A 22,258-nucleotide genomic window follows, 5' to 3' on the forward strand; every position below is an offset into this window, starting at 1 on the left:
ACATCGGATACCGAGGAGAACTCACATGGCAGAACGCCAGGCCACCATCGCCAGCAGCTCCGGGCTGCACGCCCGCCCCGCCAAGCTGTTCGTGACGGCCGTGCAGGAGAAGAAGATCCCGATCACCATCGCGGTAGAAGGCGGGGCCGACCTCAACGCCGGCAGCATCCTCTCCCTCATGGGACTCGGCGCATCCAAGGGCACCGTCGTCACACTCAAGTCGGACGCAGAGGGCGCCGACGCCGCGCTCGACGACCTGGTGAAGCTGCTCGAGACCGACCTCGACGCACAGTGATCTGAGTTCGGGGCGACGCCTCGATGACGGCAGACGGATGCCGCGGGCCCGACCGGCCCGCGGCATCCGTCGTTCCTGGCGCCTTGTCGGAACGAGCGCGCTACAGGTCGGTCGAATCGCCCGGCTCGAGCTCGAGGAACTCGCCACCGCCCTGCTCGACCGCCCACTTCAGACGCGCCCGGCCCATGCCGCGCCCGATGACGGAGAGCGTCATGTCGTGCGTGGCGAAGGCCTGCCGCGGTGCGACGGCGAGGACGAAGTCCATCGCCTCGCCGATCTTGAGCCACGGCGCGCCGACCGGTGCGGCCAGCAGCTTGACGTGGGCGCCCTCCGGCACGGCATAGGAGTCGCCCGGATAGTAGAAGTCCCCGTCGACCAGCACTCCGACGTTGTCGACGACCGGGATCGATTCGTGGATGACGCTGTGCTTCCCGCCGAAGAACTCCAGCGTGAAGGGCTCGACGGTCACCGTGTCGCCGGGGTGCACGACGGTGATGTGGTAGCCCGCCGCGGCCGCGGCGACGCCTTCGGGTGCGTAGATCGGCACATCGGGCGCGTACTCGAGGATGCGGTCCAGGTGGTCGGGCGTCCAGTGGTCCGGATGCTCGTGCGTGATCACGACCGCGACGACATCGGCCAGGTCGGCCAGGGGAAGCGTGAACGAGCCGGGATCGATCACCAGCTTCCTGCCCTGGTCGGTGAGTGTGAGGGCGGCGTGTTCGAACTTGGTCACTCGCATGCCTCGAGTCAACCTGCCTGAAGGGCCGGCGGCAAGCGCGGTCGCCCGCGGTCGTCTCGATTTTGTCGGGATGCCGCAGGCATGGCATAATCGAACGGTTGCGTGAACGGCCCCATCGTATAGTGGCCTAGTACGCCGCCCTCTCACGGCGGTAACGCGGGTTCGAATCCCGCTGGGGTCACCAACATGAAAACCTCCGGATTCCCGGGGGTTTTCTTCTTTTTCCAGGCAGAATCGCAGCATGGACCTGAACGAGATCGTCCACGCCGTTCGCGCTCTCGACGGGGTGCTCGTGCTCGCCCCGGATGCCGGGAGCGATTTCCCGGAGATCTCCTGGGGCGACTTCTTCTTCTACTACGCACCCGACGGCGAAGTGCCGCTGAACACCCAGCCGTTCGCGACCATCGTGACGAAGGACTATCCCGACGATGAAGCCTCGGACCTCGACGGTGTGGGGCGCTGGCGCGTGAACATCCATGTCGGTCAGGCGAAGCTCGCCGCCCTGACCGAAGGCGGCTCGACCGATCTCGCTGAGGCCGACGTCCTCCTCGTGCATCCGGTCTACGGCGCGTTCGGGTGGGTGTGCGTCGTCAATCCGGGCGAGCGGACCGAAGCCGCCGTGCAGCAGCTGCTCCGGGACGCGCACGAGGATGCCCGGCGCCGCTTCGCGCGCCGCGCGGGGAGCTGACGACAGGCGCCTGCCCCCACGCGCTCACGGCCCGTCGCTTCCGGTCGGCGGCGCCGAGTCCGCGTCGGGCGTCGCGACCGGCGCGACCGGCGTGCGCCGTTGCGTCCGACGGCGGCGGATCGCCCGCACGATCCACCAGACGATCAGTGCGGCGAGCCCGACCACGACGATCCACGGGATGAGGAATCCGAAGGCGATCACGATCCCGTTGAGGGTCGCGACGAGGCCGTTCCACCCGGCGATCAGTCCGTCGGTGAATCCGGCCGGGTCGGCCTCAACCGGTTCGGTGACCGGCACGAGCGTGACGGTCAGGGTCGACATCGCGACCTGCCCCTCGAAGTACTCGAGCTGCTGCTGGTACGACTCGAGGGTGGCCTGGCGCTCCGCGAGCGCCGCCTCGACCGCGATGAGATCCGCAACGCTCGCCGCCTGCGACATCAGCTCGGTGAGCCGATCGACGGACGCCTGCGCGGCCTCGGTGCGGGCTCGCAGGTCGACGGTCTGCTGCGTGACGTCCTGTCGGCTGATCGAGGATGCCGTGACCTCGCCGAGTTCGGACAGATCGTCCACGACGGCGGAGAGCTGATCGGCGGGCACCCGGATCGTCACCCACGCCCCATCGGGCGACGGGTAGGTGTCGTACGCGATCCCCGTTTTCGGGTCGACCGGGATCGGCTGACCGGACTGCCCGACGCTCATCGATTCCACATAGCCGTCGTGGGCGGTGGCCGCATCCGCGACCTGGTGCGCGGCGGCGGTGACATCGTCGACGATCACGGTGGCCGAGGCCGTCGTGATGACCTCCCGGTCGGGCGCGGCGGAGTCGAGCGCCCCGAGCGCGCCTCCGCCGGAGTCGGCGGCGCCGGATGCCGAGTCCCGCACGGACTCGTCTGTCATGCCGAGGTCGGGATTGCCCGAGCCGTCCCACGACACGGGGGCGTCGGGCGCGGAACCGGCCTCGGTGCTCGCGCCGCCGGAGACGAGCGTCGACATCGTCGGCGCGATCGCGGCCGCGACGACGATCACGACGGCGGCTGCGGCGGATGCGATCCAGATCCGGGTGCGCCGGGTCCGGTGGGCACCGCGCTCCTTCGCGATCTCCGCGAACAGCGCGCCCTCGATCTTCTCGATGCGGTCGTCCGCCAGTTCTGGAAGCTGCGGAGCGTCGTCCCGAGGGTCGTCGGATGCGGTGTTCATGTGCTCTCCTTCACAGAGGTCCGCAGGCGCGTGCGGATGCGGGAGAGACGATTGCGCACGACCCCGTGGGCGACGCCGAGCTCTTCGGCGGCCGCCTGGTAGCCGTAGCCTTCAGCGGCGCAGAGCCGGAAGATCTCGCGGTCCAGTGTGCTGAGGCCCGACACTTCGCGCAGGATGCGCGCGACGAGCTGGCCGTCGATCACCTGCTGCTCGACATCCACCGTCGCCGGAAGCGTCTCGTCGGCAATGCCGGCGGTGCGCTCCCGGTCGCGCCGCTGGCGGCGGATCCGATTCGCGGCCTGCAGCCGGCAGATCGTGGCGAGCCAGGGCAGCAGCGAGTCGCCGGCGAGCTCGAAGCCCGCGAGCTTGCGCCACGCCACGAGGAACGTCTCCTGGGTCACGTCTTCGGCGTCGGACGCGTTGCCCAAGAGTCCGTGCGCAATCCAGTAGACCGGCCGCACATAGGCGCGGTACAGCGCCCGGAAGGCAACCTCGCTGCCATCCGCCGCCGCGCGCACCAGCGTCGCGTCCGTCGTGTCGTTCTCGCCCATCTGCCGTCCGTCCACCTGAGGTCGGGCTCATTGTCTCTCACCGGGGAAGTGTCCGCAGGGGGCGGATCGTCTCAGCATCCATCGGAATCCGACCCGCGCGGCGGGTGAGGGCGGTGGGGCTCCGGCATCCGGTTCCTGGAAGTTCCCTGTATCCTGAGCGGGCGAAAGGGAGTATCCCAACCTCGCGTGTCCGTCATCACGGTTCCCAGATCTCGGGAGCCCGGGCGCGCGCCGCAGTCGCGGGGGAGAGACTTTCGGTCCATCGCGAACCCCCGAAAGGCCCTCATGACCTTTGAGATCCCCGTATGGTTCCAGATCAGCTCGCTCGTCGTGCTGACTCTGATCCTCATCATCGACCTCGTGCTCGCCGTGAAGCGGCCGCACATCCCCTCCATGAAGGAGTCGGCCCTGTGGGTCAGCTTCTACGTCGGGCTCGCCCTCGTCTTCGCCGTCGTGCTCTACTTCGTCTCCGACAGCGCCGACGCCATGGGCCAGTTCCTGGCCGGCTGGCTCACCGAGTACAGCCTCTCGATCGACAACCTCTTCGTGTTCGTGCTGATCATGGCCCAGTTCGCCGTGCCCCGGAAATACCAGCAGCAGGTGCTGATGGTGGGCATCATCATCGCGCTCATCCTGCGCGGCATCTTCATCATGCTCGGCGCTGCGCTCATCGAGCAGTTCAGCTGGATCTTCTACTTCTTCGGCCTGATCCTCGTCTTCACCGCGTGGCGACAGGCGTTCCCGAAGTCACATGAGAACGACGTGCAGACCGAAACGGGCGTCGTGCGCTTCGCCCGTCGGTTCATGGACGTGAGCGACGAGTACGACGGCGCCAAGATCCGCACGGTCGTCGGAGGCAAGAAGATCTGGACGCCGATGATCCTCGTGTTCATCGCGATCGGGTTCACCGACCTGATCTTCGCGATCGACTCGATCCCGGCGATCTTCGGCATCACCCAGAGCCCGTTCATCGTGTTCACGGCGAACATCTTCGCGCTCATGGGCCTTCGGCAGCTCTACTTCCTGCTCGGCGGCCTGCTCGACCGTCTCAAGTACCTGCACTACGGCATCGCGTTCATCCTCGCGTTCATCGGTGTGAAGCTGTTCTTCCACGCCCTGCACACCAACCAGGTGCCGTTCATCAACGGCGGCGAGCCGGTCCCGTGGGCGCCGGAGATCTCGACCTGGGCGTCGCTGATCGTCATCGTGCTGTCGATGGCCGTCGCGACGATCGCGAGCCTCATCTCGTCCAGCCGGGACAAGAAGCGCGAGGCGGCGGCCGCCGCCGCTGCCGCTCCCGGGGTCGAGCAGTCGCCCGCGGCGCCCGACGACAAGAGCTGATCGAGCCGGGCGGTCCGCACCCGGTGGTATTCTGACCGGGTGCGGATCGCTCGTCTTCTCCTTAGCGGCCGCGGCGAGATCGCGTTCTGAGCCCCTCCTCGCCGCGGAGTCCGTTGCGGGCTTGATCCATCACCCGAGGAGAACGACAGAGCAATGACTACCCCTGTTTCCCGCGCAGTTCCGCTGAGCGCCGACGCGTCGGCGATCCCGGATCGCCCCCGCACCCTCGCCGAGAAGATCTGGGACGACCACCTGGTCGTCAAGGGCGGCAACGGCGAACCCGACCTGATCTACATCGACCTGCACCTCGTGCACGAGGTGACCAGCCCGCAGGCGTTCGACGGCCTGCGCGCCGAGGGTCGCCCGGTGCGTCGGCTCGATCTCACGATCGCCACCGAGGACCACAACACCCCGACGCTCGACATCGACAAGCCGATCGCCGATCTGACCAGCCGCACGCAGATCGAGACCCTCCGTCGCAACGCAGCGGAGTTCGGCGTCCGCCTGCACTCGCTCGGCGACAAGGAGCAGGGCATCGTCCACGTCGTCGGGCCCCAGCTCGGCCTCACGATGCCTGGTATCACCGTCGTCTGCGGCGACAGCCACACCTCGACGCACGGCGCCTTCGGCGCGATGGCCTTCGGCATCGGCACGAGCGAGGTCGAGCATGTCCTGGCGACCCAGACGTTGCCGCTCAAGGCGTTCAAGACCATGGCGATCACGGTGGAGGGCGAGCTCAAGCCCGGCGTGACCGCGAAGGACATCATCCTCGCGGTCATCGCGAAGATCGGCACCGGCGGCGGGCAGGGCTACGTGCTCGAGTTCCGCGGCAGCGCGATCCGGGCCCTCTCGATGGAGGGGCGGATGACGGTCTGCAACATGTCGATCGAAGCCGGCGCCCGCGCCGGCATGGTCGCACCAGACGAGATCACGTTCGCCTATCTCAAGGGCCGGGCGCATGCACCGGCGGGCCAGGACTGGGATGACGCCGTCGCCTACTGGCAGACCCTGCCGAGCGACGAGGGCGCCGTCTACGACGCCGAGGTGTTCCTCGACGCGGATGCGCTCGAGCCGTTCGTCACGTGGGGCACGAACCCCGGCCAGGGCGTCTCGCTGTCGGATGTCGTGCCTTCACCGGCCGATTTCGCCGATCCAAACGACCGTGCCGCCGCAGAGCGCGCCCTCGAGTACATGAATCTGCAGGCCGGCACGCGATTGAAGGATGTCGCGGTCGACGCCGTCTTCATGGGCTCCTGCACGAACAGCCGCATCGAAGACCTGCGCGCGTTCGCATCGGTCATCAAGGGCCGGACGAAGGCCGAGGGCGTGCGCGTCATGGTCGTCCCCGGTTCCGCACGAGTGCGGCTGGAGGCCGAGGCCGAAGGCCTCGACAAGGTGTTCACCGACTTCGGCGCCGAGTGGCGGTTCGCCGGCTGCTCGATGTGCCTCGGCATGAACCCGGATCAGCTCGCACCGGGGGAGCGCTGCGCATCGACCTCGAACCGCAACTTCGAGGGCCGGCAGGGCAAGGGCGGTCGCACGCACCTCGTCTCTCCGCTCGTGGCGGCCGCAACGGCGGTGCGCGGCACCCTGTCGAGCCCCAGCGATCTTCCCGCCCTTCGACAAGCTCAGGGACCGACGAGGGTGGAGGCCTGATATGGACGCGTTCACGACCCACACCGGCATCGCCCTGCCGCTCAAGCGCTCGGCGGTCGACACCGATCAGATCATCCCGGCCGTCTACCTGAAGCGGGTCACCAAGACCGGTTTCGAAGACGCGCTGTTCGCCAGCTGGCGGCAGGATCCGGAGTTCGTCCTCAATCAGCCCGCCTATCAGGGTGCGAGCATCCTCGTCGCGGGCCCGGACTTCGGCACCGGCTCCAGCCGCGAGCACGCCGTCTGGGCGCTGCGCGACTTCGGGTTCAAGGTGGTGCTCAGCCCACGGTTCGCCGACATCTTCCGCGGCAACTCGGGCAAGCAGGGGCTGCTCACCGGGGTCATCACCGAGGCGGATGCCGAGGCGATCTGGGCGGCGATCGAGGCCGATCCCGGCATCCGGATGACCGTCGATCTCGAGGCGCGCACGGCCGTCATCGGCGATCTCCGAGTGCCCTTCGACATCGATGATTACACTAGGTGGCGGCTCATCGAGGGGCTCGACGACATCGGGCTCACCCTGCGCAACGAAGACAAGATCGCGCAGTTCGAGGCCCGCCGCGAGGCGTGGCGACCGCGCACACTGCCCGTTCGCTGAACCAGGCGACGCCTCACGAAGGCGCCTTCGCACCCCTCGACCACGAACCAGATGAGGTCCCACCGGATGAACACCCTCTTGAGCGATTCGGCCGAACCGAAGTCAGGAGAACGCGAATTGTCCGGAGAAACCCTCGCGATCCGCGGCGGTCGCCCGCTGACGGGTCGTGTCGAAGTCAAGGGCGCGAAGAACCTCGCCACCAAGGCGATGGTGGCGGCCCTCCTCGGTGAGACGACGAGCGTCCTGCGGGATGTCCCGGACATCAGCGACGTGCAGGTCGTGCGCTCGCTGCTCGAAGTGCACGGTGTGCGAGTCGTGGACGGCGAAGAGGACGGCACGCTGCACCTCGACCCCAGTGGCGCCGTGTCGGCCCACTTCGAGGAGATCGACGCGCATGCCGGGGCATCCCGCATCCCGATCCTCTTCTGCGGACCGCTCCTGCATCTGCTCGGCGAGGCGCTCATCCCCGACCTCGGCGGCTGCCGCATCGGCGACCGGCCGATCAACTTCCACATGGACGCGCTGCGCGCGTTCGGGGCGATCGTCGACAAGACGTACGAGGGCATCCGCATCACCGCTCCGAACGGACTGACCGGCGCGAAGATCGACCTTCCCTATCCGAGTGTCGGGGCGACCGAGCAGGTGCTGCTCACCGCCGTGAAGGCGAAGGGCGTCACCGAGCTGCGTGGCGCGGCGATCGAGCCCGAGATCATGGATCTCATCGCGGTGCTGCAGAAAATGGGCGCGATCATCTCGTACGAGCCCAACCGGGTCATCCTGATCGAGGGCGTCGACACGCTGCGCGGCTACGATCACCGCTGCATCTTCGACCGGAACGAGGCCGCATCGTGGGCCTGCGCCGCGCTCGCGACCGACGGCGACATCTTCGTCGGCGGGGCCAAGCAGCAGGAGATGCTCACCTTCCTCAACGTGTACCGCAAGGCGGGCGGCTGGTTCGACATCCACGAAGACGGCATCCAGTTCCGCCGCGCGGGCGCGCTCAAGCCGGTGATCGTCGAGACCGACGTGCACCCCGGCTTCATGACGGACTGGCAGCAGCCGCTCATCGTCGCCCTGACGCAGGCCGAGGGCCAGTCGATCGTCCACGAGACCGTGTACGAGAACCGGCTCGGCTTCACCGAGGCCCTCGTGCAGATGGGCGCCGACATCGTCGTGCACCCCGACGGCATCGACAGCCCCGACCGGCGGGTTCCTCGGCGCGCGCTCGAGCAGGCGGCCGTGATCAACGGACCCACACCGTTGCACGGCGCCGACGTCGTGGTGCCTGACCTCCGCGGCGGCTACAGCTACCTGATCGCCGCGCTGGCTGCCGAGGGCGAGTCCGTAGTGCGCAACGTCGGCATCATCCGTCGCGGCTACGAGAAGCTCTTCGCCAAGCTCGACGCCCTGGGCGCCGACTTCGACGTCATCGGATAGCCCGCACGTGGCCAAGCCATCGCCCCGACTTCGGGCGTCCGACGAGAAGCGGCGCCCGAGCGTCTTCTGGCCGCTCGCCGCAGTCATCGTGCCGATCCTCAGCCTGATCGCGCGGGTGGAGATCATCGACGGCGACAAGCTGCCCCGCGAAGGGCCGTACGTCCTCGCCCCGAGCCACTCGACGGAGTTCGATCCGCTGATCGTCGCCCTCGCCGTCTGGCGGCTGGGCCGCGCACCGCGCTTCATGGCGAAGGAGAGCCTGTTCAAGGTCCCCGTGCTCGGGTGGGCCCTGCGCGCCACCGGCATGGTCCCGGTTGCGCGTTCGTCCTCGGCGACCGCGGCGCGCCAGACCATCCAGGCATCCGAGATCCTCGTCGCACACGGCCGCGGGGTCATCGTGTACCCCGAGGGGACGCTCACGCGCGACCCCGACCTGTGGCCCATGCGCGGCAAGACCGGTGCCGTCCGGTTGGCGCTGGCGGACGACATCCCGCTCATCCCGATGGCGCACTGGGGCGCGCAGGCCATCCTGCCCCGGTACGGCAAGCTCAGCCTCTGGCCGTTGCGACGCCACGTGCGGGTGATCGTGGGCGACCCGGTGGACCTCTCCGAGTTCACCGACAAACGGGCGCAGCCCGCGGCGCTCGTCGCCGCGACCGACCGCCTCATGAACGCCGTTGCCGAGCTCCTGTCGCAGCTGCGCGGCGAGCCGGCGCCCGAGAAGCGCTGGGATCCTGCCGAGCACGGGCAGAGAGAGACGGGTCGCCTTGAGCCGTAAATCCGATGCCGGGCTGCCCCGCGTGGTCGTCATCGGCGCAGGCAGCTGGGGCACGACGTTCGGCAAGGTGCTCGCCGACGGCGGCGCCCACGTCACGATGTGGGCTCGCCGGCCCGAGCTGGCCCACGAGATCAACGAGGCCAAGCGCAACAGCCAGTACCTCCCCGGCATCAACCTCCCGCGCGAGATGTATGCGACGCACCATCTCTCCGAGGCGCTCGAAGGTGCAGAGCAGGTCTACCTCTCGATCCCCAGCCAGGCCGTGCGCGAGAACCTGAAGGCAGTGCGGCCACTCGTCACGGGGACCGACGTGCCGATCGTCTCGCTCATGAAGGGCGTCGAGCGGCGCACCGGCCTGCGGATGAGCCAGGTGATCGAGCAGGAGCTGTCCTGCGATCCGATGCGCATCGCCGTGGCATCCGGGCCGAACCTCGCACTTGAGATCGCGCGCGAACAGCCGACCGCGGCGGTGATCGCCTCGATCAGCCAGGAGACCGCGGATGCCGTGGCCCGCCGCGCGCGCAACCACTACTTCCGCACCTTCGTGAACACTGATGTCATCGGCACCGAGTTCGGCGGGGTCCTCAAGAACCTGATCGCCGTCGCCATCGGCATCGTCGACGGCGTCGGCTACGGCGAGAACACGAAGGCTTCGATCATCACGCGCGGGCTGGTGGAGATGACGGACTTCGCGGTCGCGCAGGGCGCTGCGCCCGAGACGCTGCAGGGCCTCGCGGGCCTCGGCGACCTCATCGCGACGTGCCAGTCCCCGCTCAGCCGGAACAACACGGCGGGGCGCCTGCTCGGTCAGGGCTACAGCTTCCAGGATGTCGTGAAGCAGATGAACCAGACGGCGGAGGGGCTGGCCTCGGTCGCCCCGGTGCTGCAGCTGGCGAAGGAATCCGGCATCGAGATGCCGATCGTCGAGCAGGTCAAGCGCGTACTCGACGGAACCATGAACCCGCGCGAGATCGCGCCACACCTGACTACCGACGACGACGAGCCCAAGGGCGAGAGGACGCAGAATGGACAAGCCGGCGGTGGCAGTGCTCTTTGGAGGTCGCTCCAGCGAACACTCGATCAGCTCCGCAACAGCGGGCGGCGTCCTTCGCGCGATCAACCGTGACCGCTACCGGGTGATCCCGGTCGGCATCACCCGCGACGGCGTGTTCGTCCTCGAGGACGACGACCCCGCGAAATTCGCGCTCGACGCCGAGCGGCTGCCGGAGGTCATCGACAACGGCACCAGGATCGTCTGGCCCGAGGGGGGCTCCGAGCGCGCACTCCGCGTCCGCCGAGCCGATGGCACGGTCGACGATCTCGGCACGGTCGATGTCGTCCTGCCGATCCTGCACGGCCTGCACGGCGAAGACGGCACGGTCCAGGGCTTCTTCGACACCCTCCGCATCCCGTACGCGGGTGGCGGCGTGCTCGATTCGGCGCTGTGCATGGACAAGCACTTCATGAAGATCGTGCTCGAGGCCGCCGGCGTCGCGGTCTCCCCGTGGGTCACCGTCACCCGCGCGCGCTGGGAGCGCGATCCGGACGGTGTGCGGGCGGATGCCGCTGCCCTCGGTGAGCCCGCGTTCGTCAAGCCTGCGCGCGCCGGATCGAGCGTCGGCGTCTCCAAGGTGCACGACTCGTCAGAGCTCGCTGCCGCCCTCGAGCTGGCCTTCGCCGAGGACGAGAAGGTGCTCATCGAATCAGCGATCTCCGGCCGCGAGGTCGAGGTCGCCATCCTCGAGGGCCGGAACGGTGCCGGTCCGCGGGCGTCGCTGCCCGGCGAGATCGTGCTCACCACCCGGGAGTTCTACGACTTCGAGGGCAAGTACCTCGGGGGAGACGGCGCCGAGGTGGTGTGCCCAGCAGAGCTCACCGACCAGGAGAGCGCGGCGCTTCAGGACCTCGCCATCCGTGCGTTCGAAGCGGTCGACGGCAAGGGTCTCGCACGCGTGGACTTCTTCCTCACCGCGGAGGGCGGCCTCATCGTGAACGAGCTCAACACCATGCCCGGGTTCACCCCGATCTCGATGTTCCCCAAGTGCTGGCTCGTCAGCGGGATGACCTACCCGGAGCTCATCGCGGAGCTCGTGGACACCGCGCTCGAGCGCGCGTCCTAGCTCGAGGGATCGACCCGGTCGGTGCAGGTCGCTCCGTCTGCGGGCAGCAGCGACACGATGCGGGAGAGCCGGTCGAGAACGTCCGCGCTCGGAACGACGTCATTGTCGAGATAGATCTCGACGGCGGGCGTGCGCCCGAACGTCGTGATCCGATAGTGCGGGGCTTCGGCATCGTCGATGATCCAGTCGACGCCCTCGACCGTGTGGCAGGGGAGTGTGCTCGGTCCGGGCGCTTCGACGCCGCACGTCAGGATGACGGTGGCAGGGGTGCCCCAGGCGCCGGTGGCCTGGGCGTCGGTCCAGCGTCGCTCCTGGCCGCCCACGGTGGCCGGCAGGCGGACCGTCACGTCGGCGCAGTGCGGGTCGTTCGCGTCGGGCGCGGGATCCAGCGCCACCGTCGCACCGCATCCCGCGAGTGCGATCGCAGACGTCAGCAGGAGGGCTGCAGTCCAGGCGCGGCGGGTCACCCATCCAGGCTAACCTCCTGCCGAGCCGCACCAGCACGGCGGCGCCTGCCCGCCCGGTAACGTGGAGGGATGCGCGAGCCCGAGGATGACCCGACGGTGGGCGAACTCAGCGAGGGAGCGGTCCTGCGCCGGATCCTCGAGCGGATCGGCGAGTCGCGTGCCCTGATCGGACCCGGCGACGACGCGGCGGTCATCGCGGCGCCCGATGGCCGTGTGGTCGCCACCGTCGACACCCTCGTCCATGGGCCCGACTTCCGGCGCGCGTGGTCGAGCGCGTTCGATCTCGGATTCAAGTCCGCCGCCGTCAACCTCGCCGACATCGCCGCGATGGGAGCCCGCCCCACCGCGCTCCTCGTGGCGCTCGCGATGCCCGATGACACCCGCCTGTCGTTCGTCGAAGGGCTCGCCGACGGACTCCGGACCGCCTGCGACGAGCTCGCACCGGGTTGCGTCGTCGAGGGCGGCGACCTCACCGTCTCGGACACGCTGACGATCGCGGTGACGGCGCTCGGCACGCTCGACGGCCACTCTCCGGTGCTCCGGTCGGGCGCACGGGCGGGTGACGTCGTGGCGATCGCGGGGGAGCCGGGTCATGCCGCCCGGGGTCTGGGCATCCTCTTCGCCAGATTCACGGATGCCGCCGGAACACCTGTCCACGTCGATCCAGGTGTCCTCACCCCGGCCGAGCGGAACGACGTCGCCATCCAGCTTCGCCCGCGCCCGCCGATCGCGCTCGGTCCGGTGGCCGCCGCGGCGGGAGCGACCGCGATGATGGACGTGTCGGACGGACTCGTGCTCGACGCGACGCGCATGGCGACGGCATCCGGTGTCTCGATCTCGCTGGACAGCGCATGGCTCGGCGACGACCCCGCCTCGGCCCTCTCCGGGGGCGAGGACCACGCGCTGCTCGCAACTTTTGCCGCGGATGTCGCGCTGCCGGCGGGATTCCGCGCGATCGGCAGGGTCGCTGCGCTGGGGGAGCACGCGGTGCTGGTGGATGGACGACCCCACGACGGGCGTGGGGGATGGGACCCCTATCGTGATTGGGACTCGAAGACAGGATGACGATGCCGAGCCTTCTCCTTCCCCGCTCGCGCCCCGAAGACCAGGGCCTTCCTGCCGCCGCCGTTGCCCGATTGGTCGCCGCCCTCGACCTGATCCCGCATGTCCACACCCTGACCGTCACCCGACATGGGCACGTCGTCGCAGAGTTCGCACGGCCGCCGTACGAGCGCGATGCGCCGCACGCCCTCTACTCCGTGAGTAAGAGCTTCACCGCGATCGCCATCGGCATCGCCATCGACGAGGGCCGATTCGGACTCGATGAGCGTGTCATCGACCTGCTCGCGGACCAGGCGCCCCGGCATCCGTCTGCCCATCTCGAAGCGCTCACCGTGCGCCACGTGCTGACGATGACGACCGGGCACGACCCGGAACCTGAGGACTGGGGTGACGACTGGGCGCGCACGATCCTCGCAGCGGACCTGCCCCACGCACCCGGCACCCACTGGCTGTACAACACCGCAGGCACCCACCTGCTGTCCCAGATCATCCAGACGCGCACGGGCGAGCGACTGCTCGACTACCTGACGCCGCGCCTCTTCGACCCGCTCGGGTTCGAGGGACCGACTTGGCACCAGAGCCCGACGGGGGTGGATGCCGGCGGGTTCGGCCTCTCGATCCGTGCGGAGGAGCTCGCCGCGTTCGGGCAGCTGCTCTTGCAGCGCGGTCGCTGGCAGGGTCGGCAGCTCGTGTCCGCGGAGTGGGTCGAGCTGGCGACGAGCGGGCAGGTCTCCAACGGCACGCCGGCGGAGTCGTCGGACTGGGGGCAGGGCTACGGCTTCCAGTTCTGGATGTGCCGGCACGGCGCCTACCGGGGCGATGGCGCGTTCGGCCAGTACGTCGTCGTCCTGCCCGACCACGACGCGGTGGTCACCATGACCGGTGGGCTGCCCGACATGCAGCAGCCGCTCGACGCGCTGTGGACCACGCTGCTGCCTGCCTTCGACACGGTGGAGCCGGCCGCCGAGGTGCCCCCGCCCGCTCCCGTCGCGACCGTCGGCGGCGAGAGCCGGAAAGACGAACTGGTCTTCGAGTACGACGGGCCGATCCGCCGGCTGCGCATCTCCCAGGACGTGCTCGGGATCGACGACTTCGAGGTGCGCTTCTCGCCCGAGAAGTGGGTCACCGGACGTGTATCGCTCGAACTGGAGACCGATCCGCCGTGGTTCAGCGATCGGGTCGCCGCATCAGGCGGCTGGCAGGGCGACACATTCGTCGTCGAGCTTCGGATCCTCGAGGATGCCGTCACCGTCCGGCTCGAGCTGAGGCCGGACGGGCATCTCACGATCACGCGCGACGTCGGCTTCGAAGGCCCCGGCGTGTGGGAAGGGGATCCGCGCGCGGATCAGGGTGCTTCGTCGACCTCGTCGAAGGACGCCCACCACAGCGTCGTGTCGCCGTAGCGCTTCGAGCGGTCCAGCACGAGTCCGGCCGGCAGCGTCGGCTGCGGTGACCGCGAGGCGCGCTCCACGATGACGGTGGCCATCGGCGCGAGCGAAGGCACGAGCAGCGCGAGGGCGCTCGTCAACTCGTGCTCCGCGACGTCGTACGGCGGATCCAGGAACACCAGGTCGAACGGGCCGTGGGCGACGTGGAGATACGCGAAGGCCGAGGTGCGGTGCACGCGGATCGCGGCATCCCGCCCCACAGACTTGCCCACTCGTGCCGCATTCCGTTCGACGACGGATGCCGCGCGCGGCGCCTTCTCGACGAGATCCGCGCTCGCCGCCCCTCGGCTGACCGCCTCGAGTCCCAGTGCGCCCGATCCCGCGTACAGGTCGAGCACCGCGGCGCCACGGAGGGCATCCGCCGATTCGAGGGCGCCGAAGAGCGACTCGCGCACGCGGTCGCTGGTGGGCCGGGTACCGGCGTCGGGGACCTCGAGTGCGAGTGAGCCGGCGCGCCCCGCGATGATGCGTGTCACACGCCCACGATAGCCGGGGCACGGACGCGGCTCGAGGCGTCGGCGGCTCGACCTAGACTCGGACCATGCCCGGCCACGCGCTCGAGTCACGGCTCGACGGAGCCGTCGGCGGCAAGACCGCCGCAGCGCTCGACCGCGCGTTCGGCATGAAGACGGTGGGCGACCTGCTGGCGCACTACCCGCGACGGTACGTGCGCCGCGGCGAGCTGACGCCGATCTCGTCGCTGCCGGTCGGCGAGCCGGTCACGATCGTCGCCGAAGTGCGCCGCGCGAGCGAACGGCGGATGCAGGCGCGCAAGGGCTCGATCCTCGAAGTCACCATCAGCGACGGCCAGGGCGAGCTCTCGCTCACGTTCTTCAACCAGACCTGGCGGCTCAAAGAGCTCCAGCCGGGACGCCGGGGCATCTTCGCCGGCAAGGTCGGCGAATACCGCGGGACGAAGCAGCTCGCCCACCCGGACTACGAGCTCTTCGACGACGAAGACACGGCGCGTGCGACGGCGGAGGCCTACGCGAACCTGCCGATCCCGATCTATCCGGCCACGGCCACGATCGCGAGCTGGCAGCTGGTGAAGATCGTCGCCCTCGTGCTCGATGGGCTGGGCGACGTACCCGACCCACTCCCGGAGGCGCTGCGCAAGGAGCATGGCCTTCTCGACGCCCGCACCGCGATCGAGCGCATCCACCGCCCCGACTTCGGAGACCAGATCGAGCAGGCGCGCGAGACGCTGCGCTGGCACGAGGCCTTCATTCTCCAGACCGCGCTCCTGCAGCAGCGGCAGTTCGTGCGGGCCCTCTCGGCGACCGCCCGGGAGCCCGGCAGCCTGCTGGAGCGATTCGACGCGTCGCTGCCCTTCGCCCGCACCCCCGACCAGCTGTCGGTGGGCGCGCAGATCGAACGCGACCTCGTCGGCGGGTGGCCGATGAACCGGCTCGTGCAGGGTGAGGTCGGCTCGGGCAAGACACTCGTAGCGCTGCGGGCCATGCTGCAGACGGCGCAGAGCGGCGGGCAGTCCGCGCTGATCGCGCCTACCGAGGTGCTCGCGGGGCAGCATCTGCGCTCGATCGCGCGAATGCTCGGGCCCGACCTCGCGCCCGAGCTCATGCCGACGCTGCTCACCGGTCAGATGCCTGCGGCCGACCGGCGCCGTGCGGCGCTGCGCGTCGCCGCCGGTCAGGCGCGGATCGTCGTCGGCACGCACGCCCTGCTGAGCGAATCGACGACCTTCGCCGATCTGGGACTCGTGGTCGTCGACGAACAGCATCGCTTCGGCGTGGAGCAGCGCGAATCGCTGCGCGCGAAGGGCTCGGCCCCGCATGCGCTGGTGCTGACCGCGACGCCCATTCCCCGCACGGTCGCCATGACGGTCTTCGGCGATCTGGACGTCTCCACGATCCGCACCATGCCCGCTGGGCGCGCCGGGATCCAGACGTTCGTCACCCCGCTCGCGGAGCGACCGGGCTGGTTCGCGCGCGTCTGGGAGCGCATCGCCGAAGAGGTCGCGAAAGGACATCAGGCGTTCGTGGTCTGCCCGGCCATCGACGCAGAGGCGGCGACGCGCGACGACACCGCCGACGAGCCGGTCGAAGACGCCGAGCTGCCCACGCGAACGCGCTGGGGCGTCGTGCAGGCGGCGGACCACCTGTCGCGGCATCCGGCTTTCGAAGGAATACGGGTCGAGATCCTGCACGGCAAGATGCCGTCGGACGAGAAGGATGCCGTCATGCAGGCATTCGCCCGCGGCGAGATCGACGTCCTGGTGGCCACGACCGTGGTCGAGGTGGGCGTCGATGTGCCGAACGCCTCCACGATGGCGATCCTGGAGGCGGATCGCTTCGGGGTGTCGCAGCTGCATCAGCTGCGGGGCCGAGTCGGCCGCGGCGGGGTGCCCGGGCTGTGCCTGCTCGTCACCGAGGCCGGCATCGGAACCTCCGCGCGGGAGCGGGTGGAGGCGGTCGCCGCCACCCTCGACGGCTTCGCGCTCGCCGAGGTCGACCTCGAGCTGCGCGGCGAGGGCGACGTCCTCGGTGACGCGCAGTCCGGCGCGCGCTCGTCGCTGCGCCTGCTCCGCGTGGTCAAGGACGCCGATCTCATCGCGGAGGCGCGAGCTGCGGCCGAACGCGTGCTGGAGGAGGATCCGGCGCTGCAGCGTCACCCCGGTGTCGCCGCCGCGATCGAGCGCCGGGTGGGAATCATCGAGCGTGCCGCCCTCGCCAAGAGCTGACCCGGCACTCTTCCATCGCTCAGTAGGCTGTGGGCATGAGCAGCAGGATCGCCGTCGTTCCGGGGTCATTCGACCCGCCGACTCTCGGGCACCTCGACGTGATCCGTCGGGCTGCCTCGCTCTATGACGAGCTGCATGTGCTGGTGGTGCACAATCCGGGCAAGGAGGCGATGCTGCCGATCGCGCAGCGCCTCGCGCTGCTCGAGCAGTCGCTCGCGGAGAGCAACATCGACGGAAACGTCATCATCGCCTCGTGGAGCGTGGGACTGCTGGTCGACTACGCGACCGAGGTCGGCGCAGGTGTGCTCGTCAAGGGCATCCGCTCCCAGGTCGACGTCGCATATGAGACGCCGATGGCGATCGTCAACCGCCACCTCGCCCACGTCGAGACGGTGTTCCTTCTGCCCGACCCCGCGCACGCCCTCGTCTCGAGCTCGCTCGTGCGTCAGGTGGCCGGGCTCGGCGGCGATGTTTCGCCGTTCGTGCCGGCCGCGGTGGCGCGCTTCCTGGGCACCGGCGCGCACTGACCCCAGGAGCCTGACCGCGCGCTCAGCCTCGCGGTGAATGCGCCCGGTAGCATTGGGGATCGTGGCAAGACATCGAACGGGCCCTCTCGACATCGTGGTCCGAGACATCGTCCATCGTCCAGGCGAAATGCGTGAGCACGAGCTTGACGTACCCGCTCCAGCCAAGTGGGGCGAGGGCCTCGTCGCTGTCGCTCAAGGCGAATCGGTGCGCGTGGACGTGCGGCTGGAGTCGGTTCACGAGGGGATCCTCGCGTCCGGTGAGGTCGTCACGAAGTACTCCGGGATCTGCAGCCGGTGTCTCACAGACATTGCAGAGCCGCTCCAAGTCGAGTTTCAGGAGCTTTTCGCGTATCCTGGAGTGGAAGCAGCTGACTTCGAGGTTCAAGACAACCACGTGGATCTTGAAACTCTGGTCAGGGATGCGATAGTCCTGTCGCTCCCGTTTCAACCGGTGTGTCAGCCGGATTGCCCCGGCCTTGATCCGGTCACGGGCGAGCGGCTGGCCGAAAGCGCCGGGTCAGAGCAGTCCGGACCCACCGACCTTCGCTGGGCGGCGCTCCAGGGCTACACCACAGACCACGACGATGAAGCGCTGCGCCCGCCGGGCGCGAGCTGAAGCGTCGAGAACACGGAAGAGAGTAAGCCATGGCAGGTAACCCCCCGAAGCGGAAGGTCTCCCGCTCGAACACCCGGTCCCGTCGCGCACAGTGGAAGGCGGCGCCCATCACGCTGACCACCACTGTCGAGAACGGCAAGGTCGTCTACAGCCGCCCCCACCAGGCGAAGGTCGTCACCGACTCGCAGGGCACCGAGCTGTTCCTCGAGTACAAGGGCCGCAAGGTCGCTGACGTCTGATCGCCTGCAAGGCGTGACTGATTTCGAGGGCGCTGCCCTCGCGCAGAAGCTCGGGGTCGTCATCGATCCCGAGCTTCTTTCGCTTGCCCTGACACACCGCTCCTACGCGTACGAGCACGGTCAGAGCCCGCACAACGAGCGCCTCGAGTTCCTTGGCGACTCGGTGCTCGGGCAGGCCGTCACAGTCCAGCTCTACACCGAGCATCCTGACCTCGATGAGGGATCGCTCGCCAAGCGCCGCGCCGCTGTCGTGTCCACCGTCGCACTCGCCGCGGTCGCCCGACGCATCGGTCTCGGCGAGCACGTCCTGCTCGGGCGCGGTGAGGATCAGACCGGCGGACGCGACAAGGACTCGATCCTCGCCGACACGGTAGAAGCCCTGATCGGGGCGACTTACCTCTCGGTGGGACCGGATGCCGCGACCGCCCTGGTGCTTCGCCTCGTGGAGCCGCTGCTCGCCGACGCCGAGCGCTACGGTGCGGCGATGGATCCGAAGACGAGCCTCCAGGAGCTCGCCTCGCACATCGGCGCGGCCGCCCCGCTCTACTCGGTGGTCTCCGCCGGACCGGATCACGACCGGGTCTTCACCGCGACCGTGAGCGTGGGGACGGTCTCGGCATCCGGAGTCGGCACGAGCAAGAAGCACGCCGAGATGGCCGCAGCCCTCACGGCCTGGCGCGAGCTCAGCGAGCGTGCCTGAGCTTCCCGAGGTCGAAGTGGTGCGTGCCGGGCTCGCCCCGGCGGTCTCGGGCGCCTCGATCGCCGGGGTGTCGGTGCTCGACGAGCGCGCGCTGACCCGGTACGAGGGCGACGGCGCGCAGTTCGAGGCAGCGCTCACGGGACGGCTGATCCGTTCCGCCGCCCGCCGCGGCAAATTCCTCTGGCTCCCGCTCGAGGCGGTCGCCGGCGGCGAGCCGGTGGACGCGATCATCGGTCATCTCGGCATGAGCGGGCAGCTGCTGCTGCGTCCGCCTGGGGCGCCGCTGGAGCGGCACGAGCGCGTGCGCGTGCACCTCGACCACCCCCAGCACGGCGAGCTCGCGCTGATCTTCGCCGATCAGCGCACGTTCGGCTCGCTCGCCCTCGACACGCTCGAGACGACGACGGATGCCGCGCCCGGCGGGCTCGGAACCGAGCTCGCATCGGTGCCGAGCCAGGTGGCGCACATCGCGCGCGACCCACTCGACCCCGCGTTCGACGACGACCGCTTCCGGCGCCTGCTCGGGGTCAAGGACTCGGCGATCAAACGCGTCCTGCTGGATCAGACCGTGGCGAGCGGGGTCGGCAACATCTACGCCGACGAGGCGCTCTGGGCCGCGCGGGTGCATCCCGAGACGCGCGCCCGGGATCTCTCCACCCGCACGGCCCGCCGATTGCTGACCGAGGTCCGTGCCATCCTGCAGAAGTCCCTCGCCGAGGGCGGCACCAGCTTCGACGCCCAGTACGTCAACGTCAACGGCCAGGCCGGCTACTTCGAGCACTCCCTGAACGCGTACGGCCGGACGGGCGAGCCGTGCGCGTGCTGCGGCCGCCCGATCGTACGCGTGTCATTCATGAACCGGTCGAGTCACTTCTGTCCGCACTGTCAGCGGTCGCCGCGGCATCCGGACTGAGCACCTTCTTCCACGCCCCCGCATAGGAGGCCGGCACGAAGCCGATGGCCTCGTTGATGTCGAGCATGTGCCGGTTCTCCTCGGCGTTGAACGTCGACACGCGCGGCGAATCAGGCACGAGCTCGCGCCAGCGCAGCAGGTTGGCGCACTTCACGATCGTGCCCAGCCGGTGGCCGCGGTGATCCCGGAGCACGAGCGTCCCGTACTGCTGGGTCGCCCCATCGTGCTCGGCGATCGCCAACTCGTTGTAGGCCGCGATCGTGCCGGTCGGCACATGCTGCACACACGCGACCGACACCGTCAGACCTTGGGCCGTCTGGCGTGCGTCCCGACGCTGCACGCGCGCGGCATCCCAGTGCTGTTCATCGATCACGAGCCCGGCCGCAGGAGCGTCGGTGGACATCCGCGCGAGCACCGCGGCGAATCCGTCGAGGTACTCGGTGGGCGTCGGAGCGGTCCACGACACGAGCCGGTAGTCCTCGCCGGCGGCCTGCACCGCGTCGGCGAGCTTCTGCTCGACGATCTCGAACGGACCCCGCAGATCGAACACGCTGTTGCGCTCGACCTGTTCGAGGGTGAACCCGCTTTCGCGCATGAACACGGTCTGCCGATCGTCCGCGGGGATCGCGCCGAAGCCCGTCGGCGGCGCTAAGCGCTGCCCCTGGGTGTCGGGCCGATGCAGCGTCCACGATTGGATCGTGCGGATGCCGCGGGCCCTGGCCTCCGCCTCGACCGCAGCGAGGAGAGCCTCCTCGACGCCCTCTCCCCAGTGCTCGGGGTCGACCATGGGGTCGAACTCGAGGGCGCTGACATCGTCCTCGTTCGAGATCATGATCTTCACGACCCCCAGGATCTGCCCGTCGCGCTCCGCGGCGATGCCGATCTGAGTCCAGTCGGACTGGTCCTGCCAGAAGCCGAAGACCTCCTCGGCCGTCTCGTTCAGGTAGTCGTGGCCGGCATCGGCGACGCAGACCGCGTTCGCGAGGCGCACCATCTCCAGGAACGGACCCGCGTCCGCCGACTCCAGGCTCTCCGGGACCGTGATCGGCGAGATCGTCAGGGTTGCGGCATCCGTCAGCTCAGTCATCGAGCACCTTCTTCCACGCGCCCTCGTACGCGATCGGCACGAAGCCGATCGCCTCGTTGATGTCGAGCATGGGGCGATTCTCCTCTGCGTTGTACGTCAGCACCCGGGGTGACTGCGGCGCGATCTCGCGCCACGATGCCAGTCCCGCGCACTTGACGAGGGTGCCGAGCTTGTGACCGCGGTGGTCCTTCAGCACGAGCGTGTCCTCCTGGTAGGTGGCCTCGGTGGGATCCTTGCCGATGACCAGCTCGTTGAAAGCGACGAGCTCCCCGGTGGCGATGTGCTGAGCCGCCGTCACCTGGATGCGCCGGCCCACATCGGTGTACTTCGCGTCGTGCTGTGCGATGCGCGCCGCGTCCCACACCTCCTCGTCGAACTCGAGCCCGGCGGAGGGTGCGTCGGTGATCATGCGCGACTTCATCCAGGCGTAGCCCAGGGCGAACTCGGGGGGCGTGGGGGCGAACCACTGCACAACCCGGTAGCCGGTGGAGGCGGCTGCTGCCTCGGCGCGCAGCCGGTCGACCTGCTCGAACGACCCGGTGAGGTCGAACGCGCTGTTCCGCTCGACCTGCTCGAGGGTGTAGCCGTGCCTCAGGAAGAACCGCGCGGCGTGATCCTCGGGAATGTCGCCGAAGCCGGTGGGCGCCGCGATCCGGGGGCCGGGGGCGGCCGGATGCTCCGCCCAGGCCTGCAGGATCGTCCGACCGTGCTCTCGGGCTGTCCGCTCGATGAGCGCGTACGCCGCCGATCCGATGCCGCGGCCCCAGGACTCGCGAAGCGTCTCGATGCGCCATTGGGCGACCTTCGATTCGCCCTCCTGGGGCAGCTCGAGCATGACCCGGCCGACGAAGCGATCGTGGTCGATGACGACCCACATCACCAGCAGCCGGTACTGGTCGGGCTGGAGGTTGGGGAGCAGCTCGTCGGCGGGCACGGATCCGTCGTCGTGCCCCGAGATCTCGCGGTACACGAGGTTGCGGACCCGCACCATCTCGCGGAAGTCGGCGGCGTCGTCGTTGTCGACGGACTCGGGGATGACGAGAGGGCGGAATTCGACGCCGGCGAGTGCGGTGGTCATGAGGGGTCCTTCGGCAGGTG

The 22,258-nt window shown here is 69.2% G+C and carries 24 protein-coding genes and 1 tRNA gene; 18 read left to right on the plus strand and 7 right to left on the minus strand.

What is annotated here, in order from left to right; all coding sequences use genetic code 11:
• Positions 1–25: 25 nt before the first annotated feature.
• Positions 26–295: an HPr family phosphocarrier protein gene (locus ACXJ3V_RS00775; RefSeq protein WP_457098352.1), complete on the plus strand. Its 270-nt coding sequence runs from the start codon at positions 26–28 to the stop codon at positions 293–295.
• 100 nt (positions 296–395) lie between these two features.
• Here ACXJ3V_RS00775 and ACXJ3V_RS00780 read toward each other — a convergent pair whose 3' ends face one another.
• Entirely contained in the window at positions 396–1,034 is a 639-nt protein-coding gene (locus ACXJ3V_RS00780) for an MBL fold metallo-hydrolase (RefSeq protein WP_457098353.1), read from the minus strand.
• Positions 1,035–1,142: 108 nt separating this feature from the next.
• Between ACXJ3V_RS00780 and ACXJ3V_RS00785 the strand changes: the two genes are divergently transcribed.
• Together ACXJ3V_RS00785 and ACXJ3V_RS00790 are read left to right on the plus strand one after the other, a co-directional pair.
• A tRNA-Glu gene (locus ACXJ3V_RS00785) sits at positions 1,143–1,218 on the plus strand.
• A 57-nt stretch (positions 1,219–1,275) separates the two neighbouring features.
• Positions 1,276–1,722, plus strand: coding sequence for a DUF6194 family protein (locus ACXJ3V_RS00790; RefSeq protein WP_457098354.1), 447 nt, complete (start codon positions 1,276–1,278; stop codon positions 1,720–1,722).
• 24 nt (positions 1,723–1,746) lie between these two features.
• On the opposite strand, the gene ACXJ3V_RS00795 is transcribed toward ACXJ3V_RS00790, so the two are convergent.
• Together ACXJ3V_RS00795 and ACXJ3V_RS00800 are read right to left on the minus strand one after the other, a co-directional pair.
• Entirely contained in the window at positions 1,747–2,919 is a 1,173-nt protein-coding gene (locus tag ACXJ3V_RS00795; RefSeq protein ID WP_457098355.1) for a DUF4349 domain-containing protein, read from the minus strand.
• On the minus strand, positions 2,916–3,470 hold the full coding sequence (locus tag ACXJ3V_RS00800) for an RNA polymerase sigma factor (RefSeq protein WP_457098845.1): 555 nt from the start codon (positions 3,468–3,470) through the stop codon (positions 2,916–2,918). The genes ACXJ3V_RS00795 and ACXJ3V_RS00800 overlap by 4 nt, the downstream gene beginning before the upstream one ends.
• A gap of 285 nt (positions 3,471–3,755) precedes the next feature.
• Between ACXJ3V_RS00800 and ACXJ3V_RS00805 the strand changes: the two genes are divergently transcribed.
• The 7 genes from ACXJ3V_RS00805 to ACXJ3V_RS00835 all read left to right on the plus strand — a co-directional run bounded on the left by ACXJ3V_RS00805 (position 3,756) and on the right by ACXJ3V_RS00835 (position 11,400).
• A complete protein-coding gene (locus tag ACXJ3V_RS00805) occupies positions 3,756–4,811 on the plus strand; it encodes a TerC family protein (RefSeq protein ID WP_457098356.1) in 1,056 nt (351 codons plus the stop codon).
• 153 nt (positions 4,812–4,964) lie between these two features.
• Complete coding sequence (leuC, locus tag ACXJ3V_RS00810) at positions 4,965–6,467, plus strand: 3-isopropylmalate dehydratase large subunit (protein ID WP_457098357.1); 1,503 nt, start codon at positions 4,965–4,967, stop codon at positions 6,465–6,467.
• A gap of 1 nt (position 6,468) precedes the next feature.
• Positions 6,469–7,065: a 3-isopropylmalate dehydratase small subunit gene (gene leuD, locus ACXJ3V_RS00815; protein WP_457098358.1), complete on the plus strand. Its 597-nt coding sequence runs from the start codon at positions 6,469–6,471 to the stop codon at positions 7,063–7,065.
• Positions 7,066–7,131: 66 nt separating this feature from the next.
• On the plus strand, positions 7,132–8,502 hold the full coding sequence (gene murA, locus ACXJ3V_RS00820; protein ID WP_457098359.1) for a UDP-N-acetylglucosamine 1-carboxyvinyltransferase: 1,371 nt from the start codon (positions 7,132–7,134) through the stop codon (positions 8,500–8,502).
• Positions 8,503–8,509: 7 nt separating this feature from the next.
• Entirely contained in the window at positions 8,510–9,280 is a 771-nt protein-coding gene (locus ACXJ3V_RS00825; protein WP_457098360.1) for a lysophospholipid acyltransferase family protein, read from the plus strand.
• Positions 9,270–10,406 (plus strand): NAD(P)H-dependent glycerol-3-phosphate dehydrogenase, encoded by a 1,137-nt coding sequence (locus tag ACXJ3V_RS00830; RefSeq protein WP_457098361.1) that lies wholly within the window; start codon positions 9,270–9,272, stop codon positions 10,404–10,406. Before ACXJ3V_RS00825 ends, ACXJ3V_RS00830 begins: the two co-directional genes overlap by 11 nt.
• Complete coding sequence (locus tag ACXJ3V_RS00835) at positions 10,306–11,400, plus strand: D-alanine--D-alanine ligase family protein (RefSeq protein WP_457098362.1); 1,095 nt, start codon at positions 10,306–10,308, stop codon at positions 11,398–11,400. The genes ACXJ3V_RS00830 and ACXJ3V_RS00835 overlap by 101 nt, the downstream gene beginning before the upstream one ends.
• Here the strand turns inward: ACXJ3V_RS00835 and ACXJ3V_RS00840 are convergent.
• On the minus strand, positions 11,397–11,867 hold the full coding sequence (locus ACXJ3V_RS00840) for a DUF3515 family protein (protein ID WP_457098363.1): 471 nt from the start codon (positions 11,865–11,867) through the stop codon (positions 11,397–11,399). The two genes, ACXJ3V_RS00835 and ACXJ3V_RS00840, sit on opposite strands and share 4 nt — an antisense overlap.
• A 69-nt stretch (positions 11,868–11,936) precedes the next feature.
• On the opposite strand from ACXJ3V_RS00840, the gene thiL reads away from it, so the two are divergent.
• Together thiL and ACXJ3V_RS00850 are read left to right on the plus strand one after the other, a co-directional pair.
• Positions 11,937–12,932 (plus strand): thiamine-phosphate kinase, encoded by a 996-nt coding sequence (gene thiL, locus ACXJ3V_RS00845; protein WP_457098364.1) that lies wholly within the window; start codon positions 11,937–11,939, stop codon positions 12,930–12,932.
• A 2-nt stretch (positions 12,933–12,934) separates the two neighbouring features.
• Positions 12,935–14,332: a serine hydrolase domain-containing protein gene (locus ACXJ3V_RS00850; RefSeq protein WP_457098365.1), complete on the plus strand. Its 1,398-nt coding sequence runs from the start codon at positions 12,935–12,937 to the stop codon at positions 14,330–14,332.
• On the opposite strand, the gene rsmD is transcribed toward ACXJ3V_RS00850, so the two are convergent.
• A complete protein-coding gene (gene rsmD, locus ACXJ3V_RS00855) occupies positions 14,275–14,853 on the minus strand; it encodes a 16S rRNA (guanine(966)-N(2))-methyltransferase RsmD (RefSeq protein ID WP_457098366.1) in 579 nt (192 codons plus the stop codon). The two genes, ACXJ3V_RS00850 and rsmD, sit on opposite strands and share 58 nt — an antisense overlap.
• 65 nt (positions 14,854–14,918) lie before the next feature.
• Between rsmD and ACXJ3V_RS00860 the strand changes: the two genes are divergently transcribed.
• The 6 genes from ACXJ3V_RS00860 to mutM all read left to right on the plus strand — a co-directional run bounded on the left by ACXJ3V_RS00860 (position 14,919) and on the right by mutM (position 20,073).
• Positions 14,919–17,078 (plus strand): ATP-dependent DNA helicase RecG, encoded by a 2,160-nt coding sequence (locus tag ACXJ3V_RS00860; protein ID WP_457098367.1) that lies wholly within the window; start codon positions 14,919–14,921, stop codon positions 17,076–17,078.
• Positions 17,079–17,113: 35 nt separating this feature from the next.
• The gene (gene coaD, locus ACXJ3V_RS00865) at positions 17,114–17,605 is read left to right on the plus strand and encodes a pantetheine-phosphate adenylyltransferase (protein WP_457098368.1); all 492 of its coding nucleotides are present in this window, start codon (positions 17,114–17,116) and stop codon (positions 17,603–17,605) included.
• A gap of 127 nt (positions 17,606–17,732) precedes the next feature.
• Entirely contained in the window at positions 17,733–18,221 is a 489-nt protein-coding gene (locus ACXJ3V_RS00870) for a YceD family protein (RefSeq protein ID WP_457098369.1), read from the plus strand.
• A 29-nt stretch (positions 18,222–18,250) separates the two neighbouring features.
• On the plus strand, positions 18,251–18,460 hold the full coding sequence (rpmF, locus tag ACXJ3V_RS00875) for a 50S ribosomal protein L32 (RefSeq protein WP_028495421.1): 210 nt from the start codon (positions 18,251–18,253) through the stop codon (positions 18,458–18,460).
• Positions 18,461–18,473: 13 nt separating this feature from the next.
• Positions 18,474–19,160 (plus strand): ribonuclease III, encoded by a 687-nt coding sequence (rnc, locus tag ACXJ3V_RS00880; RefSeq protein WP_457098370.1) that lies wholly within the window; start codon positions 18,474–18,476, stop codon positions 19,158–19,160.
• Entirely contained in the window at positions 19,153–20,073 is a 921-nt protein-coding gene (gene mutM, locus ACXJ3V_RS00885; protein ID WP_457098371.1) for a bifunctional DNA-formamidopyrimidine glycosylase/DNA-(apurinic or apyrimidinic site) lyase, read from the plus strand. The genes rnc and mutM overlap by 8 nt, the downstream gene beginning before the upstream one ends.
• On the opposite strand, the gene ACXJ3V_RS00890 is transcribed toward mutM, so the two are convergent.
• Both ACXJ3V_RS00890 and ACXJ3V_RS00895 read right to left on the minus strand, forming a co-directional pair.
• Entirely contained in the window at positions 20,012–21,160 is a 1,149-nt protein-coding gene (locus ACXJ3V_RS00890) for a GNAT family N-acetyltransferase (protein WP_457098372.1), read from the minus strand. The genes mutM and ACXJ3V_RS00890 overlap by 62 nt on opposite strands.
• Complete coding sequence (locus ACXJ3V_RS00895; RefSeq protein ID WP_457098373.1) at positions 21,153–22,238, minus strand: GNAT family N-acetyltransferase; 1,086 nt, start codon at positions 22,236–22,238, stop codon at positions 21,153–21,155. Before ACXJ3V_RS00895 ends, ACXJ3V_RS00890 begins: the two co-directional genes overlap by 8 nt.
• Positions 22,239–22,258 lie beyond the last annotated feature (20 nt).

Source organism: Microbacterium sp. P5_E9 (genome assembly GCF_054049175.1).